The organism is Enterococcus diestrammenae (genome assembly GCF_049384045.1).
In the GTDB taxonomy this organism is placed as follows: domain Bacteria; phylum Bacillota; class Bacilli; order Lactobacillales; family Enterococcaceae; genus Enterococcus_C; species Enterococcus_C diestrammenae.
Map to the genome: position 1 here is coordinate 68858 of NZ_JBMRGR010000011.1, position 23272 is coordinate 92129.

General features: G+C 44.0%; 22 protein-coding genes. 5 read left to right on the plus strand and 17 right to left on the minus strand.

The window, feature by feature from the left end:
• Positions 1–56 precede the first annotated feature (56 nt).
• Positions 57–1592, plus strand: coding sequence for a ClC family H(+)/Cl(-) exchange transporter (locus tag ACO03U_RS09020; RefSeq protein WP_423104636.1), 1536 nt, complete (start codon positions 57–59; stop codon positions 1590–1592).
• 225 nt (positions 1593–1817) lie between these two features.
• Here ACO03U_RS09020 and ACO03U_RS09025 read toward each other — a convergent pair whose 3' ends face one another.
• Positions 1818–3305, minus strand: a complete 1488-nt coding sequence (locus ACO03U_RS09025) for an alpha-amylase (protein ID WP_204687000.1) — start codon at positions 3303–3305, stop codon at positions 1818–1820.
• Between the two features lie 264 nt (positions 3306–3569).
• Here ACO03U_RS09025 and ACO03U_RS09030 point away from each other — a divergent pair, with 264 nt between their 5' ends.
• The 3 genes from ACO03U_RS09030 to ACO03U_RS09040 are packed head-to-tail and all read left to right on the plus strand — an operon-like array spanning position 3570 to position 7189.
• Positions 3570–4325, plus strand: coding sequence for a DeoR/GlpR family DNA-binding transcription regulator (locus ACO03U_RS09030; protein WP_204687001.1), 756 nt, complete (start codon positions 3570–3572; stop codon positions 4323–4325).
• On the plus strand, positions 4322–5236 hold the full coding sequence (gene pfkB, locus ACO03U_RS09035) for a 1-phosphofructokinase (protein WP_204687002.1): 915 nt from the start codon (positions 4322–4324) through the stop codon (positions 5234–5236). The genes ACO03U_RS09030 and pfkB overlap by 4 nt, the downstream gene beginning before the upstream one ends.
• Positions 5237–5266: 30 nt before the next feature.
• The gene (locus ACO03U_RS09040) at positions 5267–7189 is read left to right on the plus strand and encodes a PTS fructose transporter subunit IIABC (RefSeq protein WP_204687003.1); all 1923 of its coding nucleotides are present in this window, start codon (positions 5267–5269) and stop codon (positions 7187–7189) included.
• A 158-nt stretch (positions 7190–7347) separates the two neighbouring features.
• On the opposite strand, the gene ACO03U_RS09045 is transcribed toward ACO03U_RS09040, so the two are convergent.
• Positions 7348–7581: a hypothetical protein gene (locus tag ACO03U_RS09045; RefSeq protein ID WP_204687004.1), complete on the minus strand. Its 234-nt coding sequence runs from the start codon at positions 7579–7581 to the stop codon at positions 7348–7350.
• 4 nt (positions 7582–7585) lie between these two features.
• The gene (locus ACO03U_RS09050; protein WP_204687005.1) at positions 7586–8920 is read right to left on the minus strand and encodes a hypothetical protein; all 1335 of its coding nucleotides are present in this window, start codon (positions 8918–8920) and stop codon (positions 7586–7588) included.
• 234 nt (positions 8921–9154) lie between these two features.
• Here ACO03U_RS09050 and ACO03U_RS09055 point away from each other — a divergent pair, with 234 nt between their 5' ends.
• Positions 9155–9331 carry an SPJ_0845 family protein gene (locus ACO03U_RS09055; RefSeq protein ID WP_202625808.1) on the plus strand — a complete coding sequence of 59 codons (177 nt, stop codon included), beginning with the start codon at positions 9155–9157 and terminating at the stop codon, positions 9329–9331.
• Positions 9332–9354: 23 nt separating this feature from the next.
• Here ACO03U_RS09055 and yihA read toward each other — a convergent pair whose 3' ends face one another.
• The 14 genes from yihA to ACO03U_RS09125 form a co-directional block, all read right to left on the minus strand.
• Positions 9355–9942, minus strand: a complete 588-nt coding sequence (gene yihA, locus ACO03U_RS09060) for a ribosome biogenesis GTP-binding protein YihA/YsxC (RefSeq protein ID WP_204687006.1) — start codon at positions 9940–9942, stop codon at positions 9355–9357.
• A 134-nt stretch (positions 9943–10076) separates the two neighbouring features.
• Positions 10077–11321: an ATP-dependent Clp protease ATP-binding subunit ClpX gene (clpX, locus tag ACO03U_RS09065; RefSeq protein ID WP_161868686.1), complete on the minus strand. Its 1245-nt coding sequence runs from the start codon at positions 11319–11321 to the stop codon at positions 10077–10079.
• A 311-nt stretch (positions 11322–11632) separates the two neighbouring features.
• Positions 11633–11980: a 30S ribosome-binding factor RbfA gene (gene rbfA / locus ACO03U_RS09070; protein ID WP_161868687.1), complete on the minus strand. Its 348-nt coding sequence runs from the start codon at positions 11978–11980 to the stop codon at positions 11633–11635.
• 64 nt (positions 11981–12044) lie between these two features.
• A complete protein-coding gene (gene infB / locus ACO03U_RS09075; protein WP_204687007.1) occupies positions 12045–14891 on the minus strand; it encodes a translation initiation factor IF-2 in 2847 nt (948 codons plus the stop codon).
• Positions 14892–14993: 102 nt separating this feature from the next.
• Entirely contained in the window at positions 14994–15296 is a 303-nt protein-coding gene (locus ACO03U_RS09080; RefSeq protein WP_161868689.1) for a YlxQ-related RNA-binding protein, read from the minus strand.
• Positions 15283–15585 carry an RNase P modulator RnpM gene (gene rnpM, locus ACO03U_RS09085; protein WP_161868690.1) on the minus strand — a complete coding sequence of 101 codons (303 nt, stop codon included), beginning with the start codon at positions 15583–15585 and terminating at the stop codon, positions 15283–15285. The genes ACO03U_RS09080 and rnpM overlap by 14 nt, the downstream gene beginning before the upstream one ends.
• A gap of 12 nt (positions 15586–15597) precedes the next feature.
• Complete coding sequence (gene nusA, locus ACO03U_RS09090; RefSeq protein ID WP_204687008.1) at positions 15598–16866, minus strand: transcription termination factor NusA; 1269 nt, start codon at positions 16864–16866, stop codon at positions 15598–15600.
• Between the two features lie 17 nt (positions 16867–16883).
• Positions 16884–17357 carry a ribosome maturation factor RimP gene (gene rimP, locus ACO03U_RS09095; RefSeq protein WP_161868692.1) on the minus strand — a complete coding sequence of 158 codons (474 nt, stop codon included), beginning with the start codon at positions 17355–17357 and terminating at the stop codon, positions 16884–16886.
• A gap of 206 nt (positions 17358–17563) precedes the next feature.
• Entirely contained in the window at positions 17564–18277 is a 714-nt protein-coding gene (locus ACO03U_RS09100) for an alpha/beta hydrolase (RefSeq protein WP_161868693.1), read from the minus strand.
• A gap of 290 nt (positions 18278–18567) precedes the next feature.
• Positions 18568–19851 (minus strand): trigger factor, encoded by a 1284-nt coding sequence (gene tig / locus ACO03U_RS09105; protein WP_161868694.1) that lies wholly within the window; start codon positions 19849–19851, stop codon positions 18568–18570.
• A gap of 261 nt (positions 19852–20112) precedes the next feature.
• Entirely contained in the window at positions 20113–21066 is a 954-nt protein-coding gene (locus tag ACO03U_RS09110; protein ID WP_204687009.1) for a tetratricopeptide repeat protein, read from the minus strand.
• 17 nt (positions 21067–21083) lie between these two features.
• Entirely contained in the window at positions 21084–21896 is an 813-nt protein-coding gene (locus tag ACO03U_RS09115; RefSeq protein WP_204687010.1) for an RDD family protein, read from the minus strand.
• Between the two features lies 1 nt (position 21897).
• Positions 21898–22932, minus strand: a complete 1035-nt coding sequence (gene sppA, locus ACO03U_RS09120; protein WP_204687011.1) for a signal peptide peptidase SppA — start codon at positions 22930–22932, stop codon at positions 21898–21900.
• Between the two features lie 36 nt (positions 22933–22968).
• Positions 22969–23259: a hypothetical protein gene (locus ACO03U_RS09125; RefSeq protein ID WP_204687012.1), complete on the minus strand. Its 291-nt coding sequence runs from the start codon at positions 23257–23259 to the stop codon at positions 22969–22971.
• Between the last annotated feature and the right edge of the window lie 13 nt (positions 23260–23272).

A 23272-nucleotide genomic window follows, 5' to 3' on the forward strand; every position in this document is an offset into this window, starting at 1 on the left:
CAACCCTTAAAAAACAAGCTACATTTAAAGTAATGAAAATAAAAAGGACTTTGATGATGAAAACAACAAATCTTGATAAAACTAGAATTAGTTATTTATTAAAAGGCGCCTTGATTGGAACACTGGCTGGGTTAGCAGTCAGTCTCTTTCGTCTTGGCATTGAAAAACTCAGCGATGTCGTCAGGCAGCTTTACCATCTTTTTCAGCAGCACCCGCTATGGCTCTTCTTTTGGGGGCTAGTTAGCCTTCTTTGTGCCCTAGTTGTCGGTTTATTAGTAAAGTCCGATCCAAACATCAAAGGCAGTGGGATTCCCCAAGTAGAAGCCCAGCTACAAGACGAACTGTCACCAAATTGGTTTTCGGTCCTTTGGAAAAAAATGTTTGGTGGGATTCTCAGTGTCGGGATGGGCCTATTTCTTGGTCGGGAAGGTCCTTCGATTCAGCTTGGAGCCAGCATCGGTCAAGGAATCTCTCAATGGCTGAAAGCCGATCGATCAGAAAGCAAGATTTTACTTTCCAGTGGCGCTGCCGCTGGCTTGGCTGCGGCTTTCAACGCCCCGATTGCTGCGTTACTATTCATCGTGGAAGAAGTCCATCATAATTTTTCGCCACTGGTATGGCTGACCTCCTTTACCTCAGCCGTTTGTGCCAATGCCGTATCCTTGATGATTTTTGGCCTACAACCAGTCCTATACTTAGGAGACATCCCCTCTCTGCCATTAAAATATTACTGGTTATTAACTCTACTGGGGGTCTTTCTTGGAATCTTCGGACGATTTTACCAGGTGGTCTTACTAAATTTAGAGAAAATCTATCATAAAGTCCCCCTCCCAAAATGGCTCTATGGGCTAGTACCATTTTTATTGGTAATTCCCGTCGGCTACTTTTTCCCAGATTATCTTGGTGGTGGCAATCAAATCGTTCTAAGCTTCGGTACTGAAATTCCCTTAGCTAGTATTTTGCTGGGCCTGTTTCTCTTGCGTTTTATTTTTTCCATGATCTCCTATGGATCCGGCTTACCTGGAGGGATTTTTTTACCGATTCTGACTTTAGGTGGGATTTTAGGAGCCTTCTTTGGTCAACTAGCCGTTAGCAGCTTGGGGATGGATCCTCAATACGTCAAAGACTTTGTCATCATCGCGATGGCCGGCTATTTTGCAGCAATTGGCAAAGCCCCCTTGACTGCTATCATTCTCGTCACAGAAATGGTGGGTTCTTTAAATCACCTGATGCCTTTAGGACTGGTAGCCTTGATTGCTTATATCGTCAATGATTTACTCGGTGGCAGTCCAATCTATGAGTCTCTTTTAGAACGCATGATCAAACCAACTTCCTTGCCAATGAAAGGACAGCGTTTAGTCATCGAATATGCCGTTCATGCGGAAAGCCCCTTAGATGGCACTCAAGTTCGCGACATTCGGTGGCCCAAAGACATGTTGCTAGTCTCGATTCAACGAGGAGAAAAAGAGCTTTTAGTCCATGGGGATACCGTCATCAAAGTGGGCGACTTTTTAAAGATTCTAACCGATACCCACCACGCCAAAGAAGTTCGTCAGCAGATCGAGGCTTGGACAAGAAAACCACTAGCCTAACGCTTCAACGTTGCGGCCTATCAAACAAACAATTGTCTCAGCTTTGTCTTCCATAGCCAGTCTTTCTATCGCTCAAACACAAACCAAATAAACAGAGCTTCCATGAAAAGACATGGGAAGCTCTGTTTATTTTATTTGGTTCTTCAACACTGGATTGCAAAACGAAAAGCATTTCGACATTTTTAGCGGTGTGACACCACCAGCCGTTTCAATCTGATGGCGTGTCTAATATAAGTCTAAGTCTTCTACATTGCGGATGGTTTCGGCGATGGCTTCATTGACATACACGGAAATCTGACCGTCATTAACTGGAAAAACGCCCCGTCCATTTTCATCTAACACGACTTTTGCTTCATTGTTACCAAAAGCGTCCACAAATGTTTTTCCGCCATGCAGGGCACTGATAGTCATTTCTAGTTCACCACCGCTAGCATTGGTCATGATCACAGCATAGCCGGATAGCTCGTGCTCATAATCCCCCGTCCGGACCCAACCGATACGATCCGGATCATAAAAGTAATCCACCTGATTGCCATAGGCTAAGTGTTTTCGTAAGAGTAAGAGTATCAGTAATTCCCGCCCTACCGGATCGATGCCTTGGGTGGGAATACCATATAAATCACCCCAGAAAACCACTGGCGTCCCTAACTTTCGTAAAAGAATCAACGCATAGGCGTGAGCTTTAAACCAACCTTCCACCCAAGATTCCAGACTTTGTCCTTTTTGAGTATCATGATTATCGACAAAAGTAACAGCATACTCCGGTCGCGCCGCCAACAGCGTATGATCGAAAATCTGTCGCATGTCATAGGCTCCCATCGAGGTGGCGGCTTGCTGAAAATTAAAATGCAGTGGAACATCAAACAGGTAAATCAAATTGCCGGAAGAATCCAAATAATTCTCCAGCTTCGTCACATCCTCTGACCAGTATTCTCCCACTACAAAAAGTTGGTCCCCTTTTTCTTCTCGCCGATGCAACAGCCAGTCTACAAAATAATCAAACTGAATATGTTTCACTGCATCGAGGCGAAAGCCGTCAACTTCCGTCAAATCCAAAAACCAGCGTCCCCAATTATCCAAATTTTGGATAGTCTCTGGATACTCCATATCCAAATTACAACCCATCAGATAATCGAAATTACCTTTTTCCCCATCCACATCAGGTACCCAGCCTCGGTCCCCAAGATTGTAGATGGCGTGATCTTTGGAACGAGCGTCATAGTCCACTCCCGAAAAATTGCGCCAAGTCCAGATATAATCATCATACTGCCCCTTGCGTCCAGGAAAAGTAAACTTAGTCCAAGCTTCAATTTGTTCTTCCCCACTGATCTGTTGATTACGATTACCCCAACTATATTTGACAGCAGAGACTTCTTCAGTTTCATCTGCACCGAGGAAATGATTGAAAACAATATCTGCATACACCTTCAGCCCTTTTTCTTGCAGAGTTGCTATCAACTTTAGATATTCGTCTTTCGTACCATATTTGGTAGGAATCGAGCCTTTTTGATCAAACTCCCCTAAATCATATAAATCATAAGTCCCGTAGCCGACGTCTTGTGCACCGGCGGCACCTTTCGAAGCTGGTGGGAGCCAAAGCGCTGTGAAGCCAAGGCGCTGAAAAAGGTCGGCTTTTTGAGCTAATAATTGCCAATGTTGGTGATCTGGTTTGAGCTCCCACTCAAAGGCCTGTAAAATTGTCTCGTTATCCATGGCTTTCTCCTCTTTTCCTAAGTATTTACTAGTAGTCTTATCCTTTATTAAGCCAAATGAGTCAGGCCCCTGTCAAATAGTTAAGGTTAACCAAGCAAGATTTTCCCATTGCAAACGGCAACATTGATAGTTATGACAGATTTTTGAATGTTTATGATTGAATTTGATTGTATTTGATTGCTCGCCGTGGTATTCTATAGTTGAAAAAGAAATACCCGTTATCCATCATTTTTTTAGCTATTTTTGCCGAAAGGAGGATTATTTGTGCTAACTGAAGAACGGCAACAACGAATTTTACAACTCATTCAGGAAAAGAACATTGTCAAATTACAAGAGTTAACCCAAAAGCTAGATGCTTCAGAGTCCACGATTCGTCGCGACCTCCAAGATTTGGAAGATCAACATTTGCTTTTACGTATCCACGGTGGTGCTAAGAAGATTCAACGATTCATGTTGGAACCGGATATGCAACAAAAAACCTCGGAACACCCTTCTGAAAAACGCGCGATTGCAGCTTACGGGGCTAGCTTAGTTCATGCCGAGGATGTCATTTATCTAGACGCTGGTTCTACCACCTTAGAATTGATTGACCACCTGCCTAGAGGAATTCAAATCAAAGCTGTCACCAACTCGGTTCAACATGCTGCCCGTTTGATCGAACGGCAAATCGAAACCATTATTTTAGGTGGCAATATCAAGCTCTCCACACAAGCAACATTAGGATACACAGCGATTCAACAGCTAGAGCCTTTTCGCTTCACCAAAGCCTTTCTAGGTGCCAATGGAATTGAACTGACAGCTGGGATTACGACCCCTGACCCTGATGAAGCCTTGCTGAAGAAAACGGCGGCGAGACAAGCAGATATGGCGATTGTCTTGGCCGATGCTTCAAAATTTGAACAAATCACCTTTACCAAGTTTGCGGCTTTGCGAGACGTCATGATTATTACTGACGCCCTCGATTTACAAAATGCCCAAGCCTACCACGAAGAAACAAGCATAACGGAGGTAATGAAATGATCTATACTGTAACGTTAAACCCCTCGATTGATTACATTGTCCAGGTCGCTGACTTCAAACCTGGCGTTGTTAATCGTATGACCAAAGACTTTAAATTTCCTGGAGGTAAAGGGATCAACGTGACGCGGATTTTACAACGTCTCGATGCCCCTTCTACAGCTCTCGGTTTTCTAGGCGGCTTTACTGGCGACTTCATCAAAGAAGCGTTAGTTGCTGAAGGTCTTCACTGTGATTTCACGCAAGTCGCTGATGACACACGGATTAACATCAAACTAAAATCCCTAACAGAAACCGAAATCAACGGTGGCGGCCCACTCATTACGAACGAGGAGATTCAAGCCCTCAAAGAAAAACTCAGTCAGATTACAAAAGGTGATATCGTGGTTCTTTCTGGAAGTGCCCCAGCCTCTTTACGCAAAGGTTTCTATCAAGAACTAATCGCTATCGTAAAAGCAAAAGAAGCAGATTTTGTCATCGATACTACCGGTCAAGACCTAGCTGATGCCTTAGAAGATGGTCCTTTGTTAGTCAAACCCAATAATCATGAATTAGCCGATCTTTACCAGACCGAATTTCACACAATCGAGGCTATCATCCCCTATGGCAAGCGCTTGCTGTTGGAGGGGGCTCGTCACGTCATCATCTCCATGGCTGGTGACGGCGCCTTATTATTCATCGATGACGGCGTCTATCAATCAAATGTTTTAAAACGTCCCTTGAAGAATTCTGTCGGCGCTGGTGACTCGATGATTGCTGGTTTTATTGGAGCCTTTGAAAAGACCCATGACCCTTTAGAAGCCTTTAAATATGGCGTAGCTAGTGGGAGTGGGACCGCCTTTTCCGATGACTTAGCCACTCGTGAGTTGATTGAAGCGTTATTACCGGAAGTTGAAATTACCAAAATTGGTTAATTTGGATAAAAGAAAAATGGAGGAGTATCTATGAAAATCAAAGAATTGATGTTGCAAGACGCTATGATCATGGATTTGAAAGCCACTGACAAGCAGGGGGCAATCGATGAAATGGTCCAAAAGATGTATGATGTGGGACGGATCACCGATATCAAGACTTACAAAGATGGTATCTTAGCCCGAGAAGCCCAAACCTCCACTGGCCTTGGCGATGGTATCGCGATGCCTCATGCCAAAAACAAAGCCGTCAAAGAAGCCACCGTCCTCTTTGCCAAAAGCAGTGCCGGTGTTGATTACCAAGCTTTGGATGGGCAACCGACTTACCTCTTCTTCATGATTGCCGCTCCAGAAGGCGCCAACGACACCCACTTGCAAGCATTGGCAGCTTTGAGTCGCTTATTAATTAACCCAGACTTTGTCGAAAAGTTAAAAGGAGCTACTACGCCGGAACAAGTCCAACAACTTTTCACTGATGCTGAAAACCAAAAAGCTGCAGAAGAACAAGCAGAAGCTGCGGAAAAAGCCGCCACTACTCTCTCTGAAGCCGATCGCAAATACCTCGTCGCTGTGACGGCTTGTCCGACGGGTATCGCCCACACCTATATGGCAGAAGATGCCCTGAAAAAACAAGCCAAAGAAATGGGCATCACAATCAAAGTGGAAACCAATGGCTCTGAAGGAATCAAAAATAGACTAACACCAGAAGACATCGCCAAAGCAGACGGCGTCATCGTCGCCGCTGACAAAAAAGTAGAAATGAATCGTTTTGACGGCAAACATTTGGTCAATCGTCCTGTCTCTGACGGTATCCGGAAGCCAGAGGAATTGATTAACGAAGCCCTAAGCGGTAACGCTCCGATTTTCCATGGAACCGGCGGAACCAACCCTACTGATGATAGTTCTGCTGATGGGACCGTTGGGCAACGTATCTACAAAGACTTGATGAACGGCGTCTCCCACATGTTGCCATTCGTGATTGCTGGTGGGATTATGATCGCCATTTCCTTTATGATTGATAACTTTATGGGTGTCCCTCAAGATTCCCTTTCCAAGTTAGGCTCATTTCACGAACAAGCCAAGTGGTTTAATGATATTGGCAATGCGGCCTTTGGATTTATGTTACCTGTTTTAGCCGGCTTTATTGCCTCGAGTATTTCAGATCGTCCTGGTTTAGTCGTCGGTTTTGCCGCAGGGGCTTTAGCCAATAGTGGCGGTGCTGGTTTCTTAGGCGCCTTGATTGGTGGTTTCCTAGGTGGGTATGTTATCCAATTTTTACGGAAGCTTTTCAGTGGTCTACCAAAATCATTAGAAGGAATCAAAGCCATCTTGTTCTATCCCTTCTTTGGTCTTTTGATTACCGGCTTCTTGATGCTTTTAGTGAATATCCCCATGAGTGCTATTAATAGCGCCTTAAATAATTTCCTAAATAGCCTTGGAGGTACGAATGCAGCGTTATTGGGGGCTTTATTGGCAGGAATGATGGCGGCCGACCTTGGTGGCCCAATCAACAAAGCCGCATATGTCTTTGGGACTGCTACCATTGCTACGACCGTTGCTGAAGGTGGCTCCATCGTGATGGCAGCAGTTATGGCCGGCGGGATGGTACCCCCACTAGCAATCTTCATCGCTTCTCGTTTATTCAAAAATAAATTTACGAAAGAACAACAAGATGCCGGATTAACCAATATCATCATGGGTCTATCCTTTGTCACAGAAGGGGCGATTCCTTTCGCTGCATCCGATCCTTTGCGAGCAATTCCAAGTTTCATCATCGGTTCAGCTATTACCGGTGGCCTAGTTGGTGGCTTCGGAATTCGTTTGATGGCGCCTCATGGTGGGATTTTCGTGATTCCATTGGTTAGTCAACCGATTGTTTACTTGCTTTTGATTGCGATCGGTGCAATTATTTCTGGGGTCGTTTTTGGTCTCTTAAAGAAACCCCTGGCCGAATAATAAAAGCTCAAATTAAAAAGAGGCATGAGAAAAGACTTCATATAGTCTCCCAAGCCGAAAAGCACTATATGTAATACTCGCAAAAAAAGCTTATTTTCCATTAAAGTTTCAGTGGAAGATAAGCTTTTTTGATTATTAAAAATTTCAAACGCAGACTGCTAATAGCGATCCATTCGTCGCTTGACTTCAGCTTCAGTAACGGGGAGTTTTCCCTTGCTTCTTGACAAGCGACTCCCCAACTCCCGCCACAGAAAAAAGAGGCTTAACACCACTCCCAACACCACAATCAGCAAGCTGACAGTGACTTTCAGAGGAAAATCCGGTAAGATCCACAAAAAAAGCAATACCCCTGCAGTCGGTCCCATAGTTTTTTTGAATATCCGATCTTCCATCTCCTTATCCTCCTGATAATTCTTCAAGTTGCGGCAATGCACTCACCTGTAGAAAATTTACTCGTAAATGATTAGCATCCTTTTTTAAGTCAAAAAAGGCCTGCTCTTTTTTCTTCTTAAACCGGGAAAACTTCACATCCGTCATCTTTTCCTTCAATTGACGATAAGGAATCTCTGCTAAATATTCTTCTGGTACATAAATGTTCAAAATAACTAAGTACTCTTGATATCGGCCATCCCGTAGATCGACCTCAACTTCTAAAAAGTTACGAAGATAATACTCGTAAGCCGCTACCCCACCATCCAAAGCATAGGAGGGATCGATTACGATATAATTCATCATCTTCATCCGTTGTCCATCCACCCAGGGAAAATAGGCTTGCGCATTTAAAGTTCCTCGTACTCTCTTCACCTGTTGCTGATCATTCACTAAGTCAAAGCGCCGCGTCACAAAATGAGTCGCTTTTTTCTTTTCGGCCGGTTGTAAGCGATCATTTTGATATTGCACTGTTTGAATCATACGCTCACTATAGGCATATTCGATAAAAGGTTCTCGTAATATTCCAATCCCATTGTTCCACGCCAATTGGTCAATGCCCAGCTGGTCGCGGAAAAGGCGTTGATATCCACGATTGCTTGTGTTATCCCAGTTAAAGGGATCTTGGTACAACTCGATCATTAGCACCTGGGGAGAAATCCAATGAGACTGCTCCACTTGTTGAACTTCCTCAATCACAGCTAGAGGAATCACATATCGATAAAACCGACTAAAGTACATCCGCCAGCAAGAAGTCAAAGTCAAACCTTTATAGAAAATATCATAGCCAGCAAACTGATTACAATCCACGACAACTTCACCATTAGGACGCCGCAGCTTAGGCAGTTGGCTAATGGCAGCTTCCTCTTGAAAACGGCGCCGTTCAGCCATTTTTTCGACATTATGAAACAAAAATTCGTCATAAGAACGCAAAGAGGCAAAGAGGCCCTTCATTTTCATTTGGACTTCTGTATAATCAAGAATCATCTTTTGGTTTTCAGCAAAAACCGCTTTCGTCACTAAATGCTTCTCTAGTAGATGCCCCTTCACCAAACGCAGACTGGCTTCATTGGCACCATCCCCCACGTAAATTGAAAAACTGTCCAGCGTTTCGGCATGTTTCAAAAAAGCGACACAATCAGCTAAAGAAAACGATCGCTGGTTTGCCTGATCCAAGGCCAGCCAACGAGGCTCAAACAAAATGCGAACAAAGATGAGCCAGTCCTGAATAAGCCGTCGCAGCGTATGTTGGTCGATTTCCTGATACTGAATCGTCAAAAACAGCTTCTCTTCCTTCTTCACAATCTCACCACTTTCTCATTTTAGTACAATCTTATTATAACTAACTATCATAAAAATGCCAATCAAAATCACTTCATTTTATTGTTTTCTATTAGGTTTTTATTCGCTATTATTATTGTAAAAATGACACTCTAAAAATTGTCATTAAAAATATTCTAATTTTATTTCAGTTGAAAAGTCTGACTGTCAAAAATACCCGACTCGTGCTAAACTACAAATGCGGAGGTGAAAACCATGGGCTTAAAGTTTCAACGAGAAGATACTTTGGATCGAAAGTTTGCAGAATTCGCAATGTTACCTGACGAAAAAGCCGACAAACTTAAAGAAAAAGAAGCGGCAATCCAACGCTTTTTAGAACCTGAAACCAAAGATGAAGAAAAAATAACAACAAAAAAAGACGCTTCCAAATAAGGAGGCGTCTTTTTTGGCTATTTTCAATCAGCAATGGCCTGCTGGATAGCTTGCCACGCTTGTTCCTTCCCTTCTTTAGTAACCGAGGAGAAGATGATAAACTCATCGTTGTTATCAAAGTCCAAGGCTTTCTTGATAACAGATTCGTGTTTGTTCCATTTACCTCGAGGAATTTTATCTCCTTTAGTAGCGACCAAAATCACAGGGATATCGTAGTATTTCAAAAATTGGTACATTTGAATATCTTCTTGCGAGGGGGCATGACGCAAATCCACTAGAGAGACCACGGCTTTTAATTGCTCCCTTTTTGTTAGGTAGGTTTCAATCATTCGTCCCCATTTTGCTCGTTCGGTTTTGGAAACTTTTGCGTAGCCATAACCAGGAACATCGACAAAGAGCAAACTATTTTCGATCAAATAGAAATTTAAGGTTTGTGTTTTCCCAGGTTTGGAAGAAGTCCGAGCCAAGTTTTTGCGATCAATCAAGGTATTGATAAAGGAGGACTTTCCGACATTGGAACGGCCAGACAAAGCAATTTCTGGCAAACCACCTTCTGGATATTGGGCTGGTGAGACAGCGCTGATGACAATTTCTGCGTGATGAACCTTCATAGATACGTTTCCTTTCTTGCTAGTGTGTCCGCTAGATAAACACTAACCTGCAGTCAGCTGGCAGTGGACACAGGAATCTTTCAGAAAAAAGGGATACAAATCCTGCGACTTGTATCCCTAGTGGCATCGGCAGTTTAGCCGGCTTTTTTTTCTTTTTCAGTCAACTGGATTTTGGGCGCTTCTCCATCAGTTACCGCCTCTTTAGTAATCGTCACCTTGGCGATTGTTTCATCAGAAGGAACCTCAAACATGATATCCATCATGATATCTTCAATAATTGAGCGTAACCCCCGCGCACCTGTATTGCGTTCAATCGCTTTATCGGCAATAGCTTTCAAAGCGGCTGGTTCAAATTCCAACTCCGTCTCATCGAGGGACAACAATTTTTTATATTGTTTGACCAAAGCATTTTTCGGCTCGGTCAAAATACGTACCAAATCGTCGTTTGTTAGCTTATCTAAGGCTGCCATCACCGGTAAGCGACCGATAAACTCAGGAATCAAACCAAACTTCAACAAGTCTTCGGGAATGATATGTTGCATGATGCTTTCGCCTTCAGCAAACTTCTTATTATCAGTACCAAAACCGATTGTCTTTTCACCCATGCGGTTTTTAACAATGGTTTCAATCCCATCAAAAGCGCCACCGACGATGAAAAGGATATTCGTAGTGTCAATTTGAATCATTTCTTGGTGCGGGTGCTTGCGTCCCCCTTGAGGAGGCACGCTGGCTTCGGTTCCTTCCAAGATTTTCAGTAAAGCTTGTTGGACCCCTTCACCAGAGACATCACGGGTAATGGAGACATTTTCACTCTTGCGGGCGATTTTATCGATTTCATCGATGTAAATAATGCCTTTTTCGGCTCGCTCGACATTGTAGTCCGCCGCTTGTAACAATTTCAGAAGAATGTTTTCAACGTCTTCTCCCACATAACCAGCTTCGGTCAAGCTTGTTGCATCGGCAATCGCAAATGGGACATTTAAAGAGCGAGCTAAGGTTTGGGCTAAGAAGGTCTTCCCGGAGCCAGTTGGTCCAATCAGGCAAATATTACTTTTTTGCAATTCCACTTCATCGGAAGCAACATCGGCATTGACCCGTTTGTAATGGTTATACACCGCTACAGCTAAGGCCTTTTTCGCACGTTCCTGACCGATGACGTATTCGTTTAGAATGCCTAAAATTTCTTGCGGTTTAGGCACATCAATAAATTCGCGAACGCTGTCTTCGTATAGTTGTTCGTCGATGATTTCTTTGCAAAGATCGATACACTCGTTACAAATATAAACACCCGGACCAGCCACGATTTTACGGACTTCTTCTTGGGTCTTGCCACAGAATGAACAACGTACTGCTTCGTTGCTGTTTGGATTATCGTACATGGTTTTCACTCCTTGGTTCGAGCTTTTGACATAAAAGCTCCTCGTTTTTCTTCCATGCTCGTCACGAGTGGAATGTTGTGTTTTAAAGTAGTCTTGCTAAATCATATCACAGAAAAAGCAGAAACAAAAGCCTTTCCACCCTGAGGCTTGTTTCTCATTACCCTTCTTTAAAGTTTCTTTGGCGGTGACCAGCTGACTTTTGCTACCAGTCTTCCTGTTCCATTTTAGACTGTCGCTGCTGGCACCCATTTTTTCTTAAAAAGACCCCCGAAGCGTTCATCGAGGGTCTAACATTGCCTTTTTAGTTGCTTCTAGTCTTTATTTAAATCCCGAAGCATTTGGTCGATTTTGTTGCCATATTGCACCGACTGATCAATTTCGAAAAAGAGTTCCGGCGTTTTGTACAAGGTCAACCCTTGACCTAACTCCCGGCGGATTAAACCTGAAGCTTTTTCCAACCCTCTTTGTGCTTTTTCTCGATCAGAGGCCTTGTCAGATAAAATGCTATAAAAAATCGTAGCTTGCTGTAGATCACCCGTCACACGAACATCTGTAATCGTAACATCCTGAACACGGGGATCCCGCACGCGTTTACGCAAAATATCATTGACTTCTCGCAATATTTCTTGGGCAACACGACGGTCACGGTAATTCGCCATAAGTTGTGCCCTCCATTAATCAACTGTTGCTGATGGCTACATCTCCACCAGCAACCAGTTAAGTTTAGTCTTGTTTGATTTCTTCCATGATGTAGGCTTCAATCACATCGTCGACTTTCAGGTCGTTGTATTTCTCGATCATCGCCCCACATTCAAAGCCTTGACGGACTTCTTTCGCATCATCTTTAAAGCGTTTCAAGCTAGCCAATTGTCCTTCATAAATCACGATACCATCCCGAATAACCCGGACGCCACTATCGCGACGGATGAAGCCATCTGTGACATAACAGCCGGCGATGGTGCCGACTTTGGATACATGGTAAGTTTCCCGAACCACCATTTGACCAGTGATTTTTTCTTCAAACTCAGGATCCAACATACCTTTCATGGCTGTTTCAATCTCATCGATAGCTTTGTAGATAATCCGGTGTAAGCGGATATCAACTTGTTCGCCTTCTGCCTGTTGTTTAGCTTGTGGCGTCGGCCGCACATTGAAACCGATAATGATGGCATTGGAAGCTGCAGCTAAAGTTACATCACTTTCGTTGATTGCCCCAACTGCCGAATGGACGATGTTGACTCGGACGCCTTCTACATCGATTTTCTTCAAGGACGCTGCCAAAGCTTCAGCAGAACCTTGAACGTCAGCTTTGATAATCACGTTGACGTCTTTGAGTTCGCCTTCTTTCAAAGATTCAAAGAGATTATCCAACGTTACCCGACTTGAAGATGCCCGGTGTTCGACTAACGCCCGTTTTGCACGTTCTTCACCAGCTGCCCGCGCTGTTTTCTCATCTTCAAAGACTACGAAGTGATCGCCGGCTTGTGGAACATCATTTAGACCGGTAATTTCCACTGGTGTCGCAGGTCCGGCAGTTTTATCCCGACGACCGATATCATTGGTCATTACCCGTACCCGGCCAAAGGTATTGCCGACAACGATAGGATCGCCGACTTTCAACGTACCGTTTTGAACCAGCAAGGTTGCAACTGGGCCTTTGCCTTTGTCCAAGCGAGCTTCGATGACTGTCCCGATGGCTCGTGCAGTCGGATCAGCTTTCAAGTCTTCCACTTCAGCGACTAAAAGAATCATTTCTAAGAGTTCTTCGATGTTTTGACCGAATTTAGCTGAAATTTGCACGAAAATAGTATCGCCACCCCATGCTTCAGGAATCAATTCATATTCACTGAGCTCTTGCATGACATGGTCAGGATTTGCCCCTGGTTTATCGATTTTGTTTACAGCAACGATGATTGGAACTCCCGCTGCTTTGGCATGGTTGATTGCTTCCACAGTTTGTGGCATCACACCGTCATCTGCTGCGACTACCAAAATTGTAATATCAGTGATGGAGGCCCCCCGTGCCCGCATGCTAGTAAAGGCTGCGTGCCCTGGTGTATCCAAGAAAGTGATCGGTTTGCCATCGATATCGATTTGGTAAGCCCCGATATGTTGGGTAATCCCACCGGCTTCACCACTGGTTACCCGGCTATGACGCAAGGTATCCAACAAGGTCGTTTTCCCATGATCGACGTGACCCATGATAGTAACGACTGGTGGACGAGGGACCAAGTTTTCTTCGTTGACTTCTTCAGGCTCAAAGAATTTATCAATATCAGCAATATCCACTTGGACTTTTTCTTGTGCTTCGATACCGTAATCAGCTGCCAACAATTCAATAGTATCTTTGTCCAACGGTTGATTTTGATTGACCATTACCCCCATCAAGAAGAGTTTCTTGATGATTTCCGCTGGTTCGCGATAAATCTTTTTAGAAATTTCTGCAACGTTCATGCCTTCCGTGTATTCCAAAACTTCAGGTAACTCACGGAATTTACGTGGTGGCACAGCTGGTTTTTGAGCAACTTGTTGTTTGCCCTTCTTCCCTTTACGTTTGTTACGACGGTTGTTTTGATTCCCATAACCACCACCATAATTACGCTCTCTAGCATCAAATTTATCTTTTGGTTTATCTTTAAATTCTCTTTTCGGTTTCGCATCAGTCTGTTTTGGTTGTTCCACTTGTTGCAATACTTCTTGAGGAACCGCTGGAATCGCCGGTGCTTTCTTAACTGGCGGTTGGCTACGACGTTCTTGCGCTTTTGGTTTGTGTTCAGCTGTTTTTGGCTGTTCACTACGCCGTTGTTGCCGTTGACGCTGTTGTTGTGCTTCGTTTTCGATTTCTGCTGCCCGGTTTTTCGCCCGTTCCAATGCACTCATCTTCGCAGCACCTTGTGGCCGTTGGGCTTGTTGTGCTGTTTGTGTGCGAGGCTGTTCACGACGATCATTACGGTCGTTGCGATCCCGGCGTTGATTGCGATTTTGACCCCCTTGGCGATTTTGACCTTGGCCTTGGCCGCCTTGGCGATTTTGGTGGCCTTGATTATTGCTGCGGTTGCCTTGGTTTTGATTACCTTGGCTGTTGTTGCGATTTTGACCTTGGCCTTGACTGCCACGATTTTGTTGGTTGCCACCGCGATTTTGGTTTTGGTTACCTTGACCACCTTGGCGATTTGACCCACCTTGGCGATTGCCTTGGCCTTGCCCGCCTTGACGGTTACCACCGCTAGTATTGCCTTGGCTGCGGGTTTCTTTGTTCCGATTTTGGAATTTTGGGTTATTCCGTTGGGTTACGAATTTTTTATGCTCAGGTTTTTCATCCTTCGCATCGTTTGTTTGGTTAGCAGGTTGTTGATTTGCAGGTTTGGGTTCTGATCCAGGTGCTGGTTGTGATGCGGCTTTGGTGCTGTTTCCTCCTGACACTGCCTGACGCAGCTGCTTTTCTTCAGAGTCAGAAATAGCTCCCATATGATTTTTCACATCAAAACCAAGGGCTTGTGCTTTATCCACAAGATCCTTACTGGATTGATTGATTTCTTTTGCAAGTTCGTAAATTCGTTTTTTCCCCATGCAATCACCTTCCTCGTAAATGTGCCACAACGGTCTATTTTCAGCTTTCGCACTTACAGACTATGTGTCTGCCCGCCTAAAAAGCTAACTGTTGTCGCCTGACTAACCTTGGATCAATTCCTTCATCTTCTTGGCAAACCCACCATCCATCACGGCAATCGCTGTCCGAGGACGGCCGATTGCCTGACTGATAGCTGCTTGTGTCAGCCCGTCAAAAAAGGAAATCTCGTAATAGGTACTTTTGTCTTGTATCTTTTTATGGGTGTTCTTCCCTGCGTCTTGGGCAACAAAGACTAGCTTGGCATTTTGCGAACGGATTTCTTTTACTACCGCTTCTTCGCCTGTAACCAATTTGCCAGCCCGCATTGCCAGACCCAGCATATTCAACAATCTATCTTGATTCATTGCCAAACAACTCCCGCCGTGCTTTTTGATGACTGACATAATCCAGTAACTCTTGGTAGAACTCATCTGTCAGTTCCGTTTCTAACACGCGGTCTAATATTCGTTTATCCCAAGCTTTTTGAACCTCTTCTGGCTCAATGGCGACGTAGGCTCCCCGACCAGGCATTTTCCCGGTTGGATCAATGGCTACGTGACCTTCTTTGGAACGAGTGATGCGGATTAGCTCCTTTTTAGGAAGCATCTCTCCGGATACCACTGATTTTCTCAAAGGGACTTTGCGTTTTTTCATCGCGGCCACCTCTTAGTTCTCCTGATCAGCGTCAGTTTCTTCTGCTGCCTCAGTCGTCTCTTCCATCGGTACAACTTCATCCTCAGCTTCATTTGCAGCTTTTTCGGAAGCAATCTCTTCGTACTCATCTGCGGTTAAATCAGAGTTGACAAGCGCTTCATCGGTTTCTTGCAAGGCATCTTCCAATGTATCAAAATCTTCTCCAGCATCGATGTAAGAACCTTCTTCCAATTTGGCATAAAACTCTTCCATATCGGATTCAGATTTGATATCAATTTTAAACCCAGTCAGTTTGGCAGCCAAGCGAGCATTTTGCCCCCGCTTCCCAATTGCTAATGACAATTGGTAGTCTGGTACCACGACTGTACAAGCTTTGGGATTATCCAAGTCAAAAATCACATCCACTGCTTCAGCTGGATTCAAGGAGTTCGCAATAAAGATAGCGGGATCTTCATCCCATTCCACGATATCCATGTTTTCCCCTTTAAGTTCATTTACGATAGCTTGTACCCGCGAACCTTTAGGACCAACACAAGTCCCTACCGGATCGACATTGGGATCATTGGAACGCACGGCTACTTTCGAGCGATCACCAGCTTCGCGAGCGATGCTGACGATTTCCACGATACCATCGTAAACTTCTGGTACTTCTTGTTCAAACAAGCGACGCAGCAAATCTGGATGACTCCGGCTCACAAAGACTTGTGGACCTTTTGAGGTATTTTCTACTCGTGACACGTAAACTTTGATACGGTCATGAGGTTGGTAAAACTCGTTGGGCATTTGGTCTTGTTTTGAGAGGACAGCTTCAATCTTACCTAAGTTGACATAGATGTAACGGTTGTCTTGGCGTTCCACAATCCCTTGCATAATATCTTTTTCATACTGGGAAAATTCGTTGTAGATGATATTGCGTTCGGCTTCCCGTACTCGTTGCAAGATGACTTGTTTTGCCGTTTGGGCAGCGATTCGACCAAAGTCTTTAGGAGTCACTTCAAAACGAATTTTATCCCCAATTTCATAAGCGGGATTGATTTTCAAAGCTTCCTTCAATGACACTTCCAACTGTGAATCCATCACTTCTTCGGTCACTTCTTTGACAGAATAGACGTGGATATCACCTTTCTTTTGGTTGAATTCCACTTCTACATTTTGCGCTTGACCGTAGTGGCGTTTGTAGGCAGAAACCAATGCCGCTTCCAGCGCTTCAATGACAATCTCTTTTGATACGCCTTTTTCCGCTTCTAACGCGTCCAATGCGTTCAACATTTCTTTACTCATTGTTTGATTCCTCCATCTTAAAATTGAATGGCTAAACGGGCCTTGGCGATATTTTTCCGATCAAAGGTCATGACTTTGACCCGTGTCTTGATTTTCACCTTCAATGTCACGGTTTCAGGAGTGAAAGAATCCAGGAATCCTTCATAAATTTTTGCTCCATCAACTGGCTGATAAAGGGAAATATGGATGTATTCCCCCTGGGCACGCTCGTAATCACTTTCTTTTTTCAAAGGTCGTTCAGCTCCGGGAGACGACACCTCCAAGAAGTAAGCTTGGGGAATCGGATCCGGATCGCAGGCATCCAATTTTTCACTTACCAATTCACTGACATAGGCACACTCCTCGATATCAATCCCGCCTTCTTTGTCAATGAACAAGCGCAGAAACCAGCTCTTCCCTTCTTTCAAAAACTCAAGATCCACTAGTTCGAAATGATTCTCATCCAAGATCGGTGTGACCAACTCAGTCACGGTTTCGATCACGCTGCTCAATTGTCTTCGCCTCCTTTTGCTTATTCGTAAACGACGCTTTTTCATTAAAAAGAGTGAGGGAAAAAATCCCTCACTCCACAAAGTATCATTACCGTTTGTAACTATAGCACATTTTTTCAGAAAGCTCAACTGTTCCCACTGCTTTTCTTGTTATTTCATGGTTTTCCAGTCAGCTATTTAGGTTTTCTTTACAAACTTAATACCTACTAGACTTGTTCAAGCCACTGCAACAAAATTTCCGTCAGCTGCTTTTGCTGCAGTTGGGCGGGCAAGGCTTTTGGTCGGTGACCACAAACACTTACAAAACCGAGATGGTCGCCGCCGTTTATGGATACAAACGTGGTGTTTGTTGGATACAACTGCTTTTCTTGGAAACTAATCCTTCCACTAGTTTTTTTATCTTGTGATCCTGTCACCACCAAAGCTGGCAACGCCATGCTTTGCAGGTTTTCTCCATACAATGGCAAAGCCCCCAGATAAATCGTTCCCTTGAGTCTGGCATCATTTGTCAACAGTCTTTCATTGGCTAAAGTAGCAGCTAACTCACCACCTATCCCATGCCCAACCAAGATATAGCTACGATGAGGAAAACGACGTAAAATTGCTTCCGCTTTTTTGATTGCTTGACTTGGTAGCAAGCTATCCAACACAAAGACAGGATACCCTACCTTAGCGAGATTACTCACCCAGGGGCTGTAAGCTTCTCCTGCCACCAGCGCTTCAGGAATCACGATAACCATCGGCAACTCTTCTTGCAAACTCGGGAAATACCAACCTTCTTTTTGCCGTAAACTATCTCGATTCGTCAGCAAGGCCGTTTCCGTTGGACGCTTTAATTGCTGTCGCCACCACAAAGCCCCAGCAACCGTCGCTACTCCAGCGCTTGCTAACAGACCACCAACTACTTTTGTCTTTTTCATCCAACCACCTACTTTCAGTACCAGTATACCGACAGTACTAGTTATCTAACAAATGATATGCAAAACTAGGGATTTTTACCTCGACAACACAAGAAAACAGAGGGGACTTACTTCCGATAGAATCCCTCGTGTTGTTTTGAGACTGGCATTCCAATTCTACATCGCTAAATTCCACCTTTTTATGGCAGCAAACTGACAGCGTGATTCATCGGCCTTTGGGGCGTTTTGTCTTTAAGTTCTTTACCTATAAAAAACCGCCAAGGATTATTCCTCGACGGTTTTTGTAATGCTTATTTTTCAACAGCTGTGCCGGTAACCAATTCCACTGCTTTTTTCATAGCAATGTCATGTTTCAACATGTCTTCAGTCAAGACGCGTTTGATTTGTTCAACAGGCATATTGTAGGCTTCAGACAATTCTTTGATTTCGTTTGCGATATCTTCTTCAGTCGCTTCGATGCCTTCCGCCGCTGCGATAGCTTCGATTACTAAATTCGTTTTCACGCGAACGCCAGCTTCACCTTCGAATTGTTTGTGTAAGTCTTCTTCAGTTGAACCAGTCAATTGATAGTACATTTCAGGAGAGATCCCTTGACGTTGCATATTGTTCAAGAATTCATCCATTGAACGGTGTACTTCATCGTGAACCATTACGTGAGGCAAATCAAGCACTTCAGCGTTATCGACAGCTTTTTTAAGAGCTTCTTCGTCACGAGCATCTTCAGCGCCTTTTTCTTTGGCTTCTGTCAATTCTTTACGATATTTTTCTTTCAATTCGTCTAAAGTTTCAACAGTATCGTCGACGTCTTTAGCAAATTCGTCGTCTAATTCTGGAAGTTCTTTCGCTTTTACTTCATGCACAGTAACTTTGAAGACTGCTTCTTTGCCTGCCAAGTCTTCTGCTTGGTAATCTTCTGGGAACGTTACTGTTACATCAGTGTTATCTTCGGCTTTTTTACCAACCAATTGGTCTTCAAAGCCTGGGATAAATGAACCTGAACCCAATTCCAAGGAATAATTTTCCCCTTTGCCACCTTCAAAAGCTTCGCCGTCCACAAAACCTTCGAAATCAATAACAACAGTGTCACCGATTTCAGCTGCTTCGTCTTCTTTAACAACTAATTCAGCTTGAGCTTCTTGTTCCCGTTGCAAACGAGTTGCGACATCTTCATCTGTGACTTCACGATCTTGTTTAGATACTTCTAAATCTTTGTATTGACCCAATTTGACTTCTGGTTTAACAGTGACTTCGGCTTTGATCACCCAGTCAGCGTCTTTATCCATGCTTTCAACGTCGATATTTGGTTGAGCAACTGGTTCGATGCCAGCTTCTTTCACAGCCTTTTCGTAAGCAGCAGGTAACACGAAGTTCAAACCATCTTCGTACAATGCTTCTTCGCCATACATCCGGTTGAATACTTGACGGGATACTTTCCCTTTACGGAAGCCCGGTACGTTCAAATTGCCTTTTACTTTATTGAAGGCTTGTGTCAAACCTTTTTGTACTTCTTCTTGCGGAATTGAAAAAGTCAACACACCATCATTGGTGCCTGTTTTTTCCCATTTTGCAGTCATTGTTTTCCCTCCGAATAATCAGAAATTTTCATATGATTGTGCTTAATACATACCTAATGATAGTACACTAACCCTTGTTAAATGTAAACAATTTGCTTAGAAAAGGATTGTGAATTTTTTGTGGTAGTCCCCTTTGCGCTCCTCCTCGTTTGATACTCCGGCTCCTTGACAATAGCTGATAATTTAAAACTGAAAAAACGACAGTCTAGCGCCAGTCAGCCCGTGCAATTCAAAGCAACTTGCCTCAAACAGCGAAAGATATCAATATAAGCCTTGCATTTTCTCACGAAGGCGTTGTTTATAGGCTTGAATTGCGTTAAAAGGAAGCAACGCGGCCATATCCGCTTGCCCCATTGCCACCTGATACTCTAGCCAATAGCTTTCACTCCAAGCTTCAGGATTTTCAGCTTGGGGAGAAAATGGAAAAGTCATAGCAAAATGGGCACGAACCTCACTCGCCACCGCTGCTGCCATTACGGGATCCTCTTGCCCGTGAACTTCTTCTAAATAGCTAAGCATCTCAGCTAACACGGGACTATCTGCCGGCAGCACTTCTTCAGCTAACGAGACCTCCACCAGAACTCCTTCTAGATTTTTAATGAGGATAGTTTCTTGATAGCCTAGTTTTAACAATTCTTCGACTAAGCGCGGTCGCAAAAAGGGATTATTAATTTTCGGCAACAAATCGCTACACAGCGAAACAAAACAATTGAACGTCAATCCATTGGTAAAATTTTCCCAAGCAGGGGCTGCAACCGGCAAGCCCTGCTCATCAAGTTTGCGTAAAACTTCTCGTTTGATAGTTGCCAAATCGGGATCATAAAACAGTTGGCTTGTTTCCAAATGTTCCAATTGATGCCGCCACTGGCTAAAGTCCACAGCGACAAGCGGCTGAACCTTTTCCAAAGCCACTAAATAACTACGTGCAGTCAAATACTGTTGGTCCAATAGATAAAGACGCAAGAGTTGGTCGACGCCTTCTGGATCCCGATCATATGCCTCTTGATGGTCTTGCGCCATAGTCAGCCCCTGCCGATACGCACCTAATTTTTCCAAGCAAAACAAGATTCGCTTTTGTACCGTGTATTCTGGAGCTATCTGGTAGCAATCTTCGAAATATTGTAGAGCCTGTTGAAAATCATCCTTTGCCAGGGCTTTTTCTCCCAGCTTTAGTAGCCGATGCTGATCATCTGGAAATAAAATTGTTTCCCCCATAGTCTCCCTCGGTTCTCTTATACTAATTCTTTATTAAAAGCTTTCACCAGGTTAACAGTCACAACGCTGGTTTCTGCAAAGTAATCGCCAACATGTTGTTTTCTACGAGTGAATGCAGTCGGTAAATAGCCCAACAAAAATGGTGGCCGCATCAAGATGAAACGACATACCGCCTCTCTCGTTAACACTGCTCCCCAAGTCAGTTCGGTGCCATTGAGAGCAATTACTCGCAAACCAAAAACCATTTTACCAATAGTCTGTCCGTGGTTGAGCTTAGTTAACAAAGTGAAATAAATCAAGTAAATCCCAATCGCCGCTAAATTATAAGCCCCAAGAAAACCGCCTTGCCACTCAATTCCGAGGAAGCGATAAATCAATCCCAGTGTACTGGTCCGGATAGCAGCAATACATAGTAAATCCAGTATAAAAGCAAATGAGCGTATCCAAAAACCAGCAAAGAAATAATCCGGCAAAAAAGCCTGAGCCTCATCTTCCGGGACCTCCAATTTTTGCCATTGCTGTTTTAAGGTCTGCTGCTCAGCCGATGTCAGCTGATGAGCCGCCTTCGCTTGGGAAGCATTATAAAAAACTTTTGGTCCTTTAAGGGGGTCAGCTGGAGAACCAGTCTCATTCCTCTCGAAGCTGGCATCCTCATTTTGTGAATTACTTTTTTCAGCAATACTTTCAGCCCGTGATTCAATAGCAGACAGCACTTCAGCTTCTTGTTTTTCTAGTTGATCGTCGGTACCCGCGGGATTATTACTTGCCTTTGCCGTCTCCGGTGTATGTTCTGCATTGGTCTCATTGGTTAGTTGCTTATCTTCTGGCATCTCATTCACCTCCATAATAATACAAAGGTTTTGGTGAAGCTGGTGTACCAAGGGATTCGACTAACTGCAACATCCGATTACTATCAGACTGTCTTAAGCCTTGTGCTTCTGCTAACTTCATTCCAAACCAAGAAGAAGCAAAGCCCGTCGTATCAGTCGTATATTCCACGACTTGGGCATCTTCTAAATCTTGTTCTTTTTGCAAAGCAGCTAGCGCGTCATCTGGGAAGCCAATTGCATCCACCAGACCGTTTTCCAGAGCCTGACTCCCGTCATAAATACGACCGTCGGCAATTTTTCGGACTTTTTCTTCAGACATCCCCCGTCCTTGGGCGACAACCTTGACAAAGCGTCCGAAAGCATTGTCCACGTAAGCTTGTAAAACTTTCTTGTCTTCGGCTGTCGGTTGCCGTGTACTCGAACCGATATCTTTGAGGGCACCACTTTTGATAGTAGTGTCTTCAATACCCAATTTTTCAAAAAGCCCTGCATAATTGGTGCCGGACATGATCACACCGATAGAGCCGGTGACCGTCTCATCCGTCGCAAAAATTTTATCCGCTGCCGCTGAAATATAATAACCACCACTGGCAGCCATTTGTTTCATACTGACATAAAGGGGAATCCCTAATTCCTTAATTTTTGCCAACTCTTTCGCGATTTCAGCACTCTCATAAACACCCCCACCAGGAGAGTTGACTTCTAACAAAATCCCTTTGATGTGGTCATCTTCCTGAGCAGCTTGTAGCTCTTCTAAAAACAATTGATGGTCATAACCTGCACTGCTAAACAAGCCACCACTACCACCATCAGTGATTGTCCCTTCTACTGATAGGCGCAGGATCTGCTCAGATTCATTCCCATCGGTCAAAACAGTCTTGCCCAGTTCGTTGGAACCATAAAGCCATTGATTGATTCCTTTCAAGGTTTCGGTGGTTTCTTCTTGTTTTTGTGGTTTTTGCACTCCTTGTGTCAAACCTGCCACAAAAAACAACCCTGCTGCTATGGCCAAAGCCACCCATCTTCTCCGATTCATTTGCTACCTCCTGAAATTTTTTTGGTGAGCGTGGTCTCAATAAAGATTTTTAATTACAATTACGGGTTCCGTTTCAGCCGTGGTTTCAAAAGCGGTCTCTTTGGCTTGCAAACTATATCCAGGAAACCGTTCCAACGTCAAGGGATCTTCTACCCAGACAAGTTGGGCATTTTCAACGCTAATCGCTTCCGGCAAAATTTCTTGAATCGAGTCCCAGCCAGTATTCAAAAAGATTTTGGTCTCATCATTGATCACTGGATTGTTTTCTAAAGAAGCGACAACCTCTTTTAACTCCTTAAATCGCATACAGACTACTTCATTTTCCATCGTTTTCCTCCAT

Bases quoted from the DNA above. Each gene is read 5' to 3' on its own strand.
- pfkB (WP_204687002.1), top strand. From the start codon at position 4,322: ATGATCTATACTGTAACGTTAAACCCCTCGATTGATTACATTGTCCAG.
- tig (WP_161868694.1), bottom strand. From the start codon at position 19,851: ATGACTGCAAAATGGGAAAAAACAGGCACCAATGATGGTGTGTTGACT.
- nusA (WP_204687008.1), bottom strand. From the start codon at position 16,866: ATGAGTAAAGAAATGTTGAACGCATTGGACGCGTTAGAAGCGGAAAAA.
- ACO03U_RS09115 (WP_204687010.1), bottom strand. From the start codon at position 21,896: ATGCCAGAAGATAAGCAACTAACCAATGAGACCAATGCAGAACATACA.
- ACO03U_RS09110 (WP_204687009.1), bottom strand. From the start codon at position 21,066: ATGGGGGAAACAATTTTATTTCCAGATGATCAGCATCGGCTACTAAAG.
- ACO03U_RS09045 (WP_204687004.1), bottom strand. From the start codon at position 7,581: ATGGAAGATCGGATATTCAAAAAAACTATGGGACCGACTGCAGGGGTA.
- rbfA (WP_161868687.1), bottom strand. From the start codon at position 11,980: ATGGCGAATTACCGTGACCGTCGTGTTGCCCAAGAAATATTGCGAGAA.
- ACO03U_RS09100 (WP_161868693.1), bottom strand. From the start codon at position 18,277: ATGAAAAAGACAAAAGTAGTTGGTGGTCTGTTAGCAAGCGCTGGAGTA.
- yihA (WP_204687006.1), bottom strand. From the start codon at position 9,942: ATGAAGGTTCATCACGCAGAAATTGTCATCAGCGCTGTCTCACCAGCC.
- rnpM (WP_161868690.1), bottom strand. From the start codon at position 15,585: ATGAAAAAACGCAAAGTCCCTTTGAGAAAATCAGTGGTATCCGGAGAG.
- ACO03U_RS09125 (WP_204687012.1), bottom strand. From the start codon at position 23,259: ATGGAAAATGAAGTAGTCTGTATGCGATTTAAGGAGTTAAAAGAGGTT.
- ACO03U_RS09040 (WP_204687003.1), top strand. From the start codon at position 5,267: ATGAAAATCAAAGAATTGATGTTGCAAGACGCTATGATCATGGATTTG.
- ACO03U_RS09025 (WP_204687000.1), bottom strand. From the start codon at position 3,305: ATGGATAACGAGACAATTTTACAGGCCTTTGAGTGGGAGCTCAAACCA.
- clpX (WP_161868686.1), bottom strand. From the start codon at position 11,321: ATGTACGATAATCCAAACAGCAACGAAGCAGTACGTTGTTCATTCTGT.
- ACO03U_RS09020 (WP_423104636.1), top strand. From the start codon at position 57: ATGAAAACAACAAATCTTGATAAAACTAGAATTAGTTATTTATTAAAA.
- ACO03U_RS09080 (WP_161868689.1), bottom strand. From the start codon at position 15,296: ATGAATCAAGATAGATTGTTGAATATGCTGGGTCTGGCAATGCGGGCT.
- ACO03U_RS09055 (WP_202625808.1), top strand. From the start codon at position 9,155: ATGGGCTTAAAGTTTCAACGAGAAGATACTTTGGATCGAAAGTTTGCA.
- infB (WP_204687007.1), bottom strand. From the start codon at position 14,891: ATGGGGAAAAAACGAATTTACGAACTTGCAAAAGAAATCAATCAATCC.
- sppA (WP_204687011.1), bottom strand. From the start codon at position 22,932: ATGAATCGGAGAAGATGGGTGGCTTTGGCCATAGCAGCAGGGTTGTTT.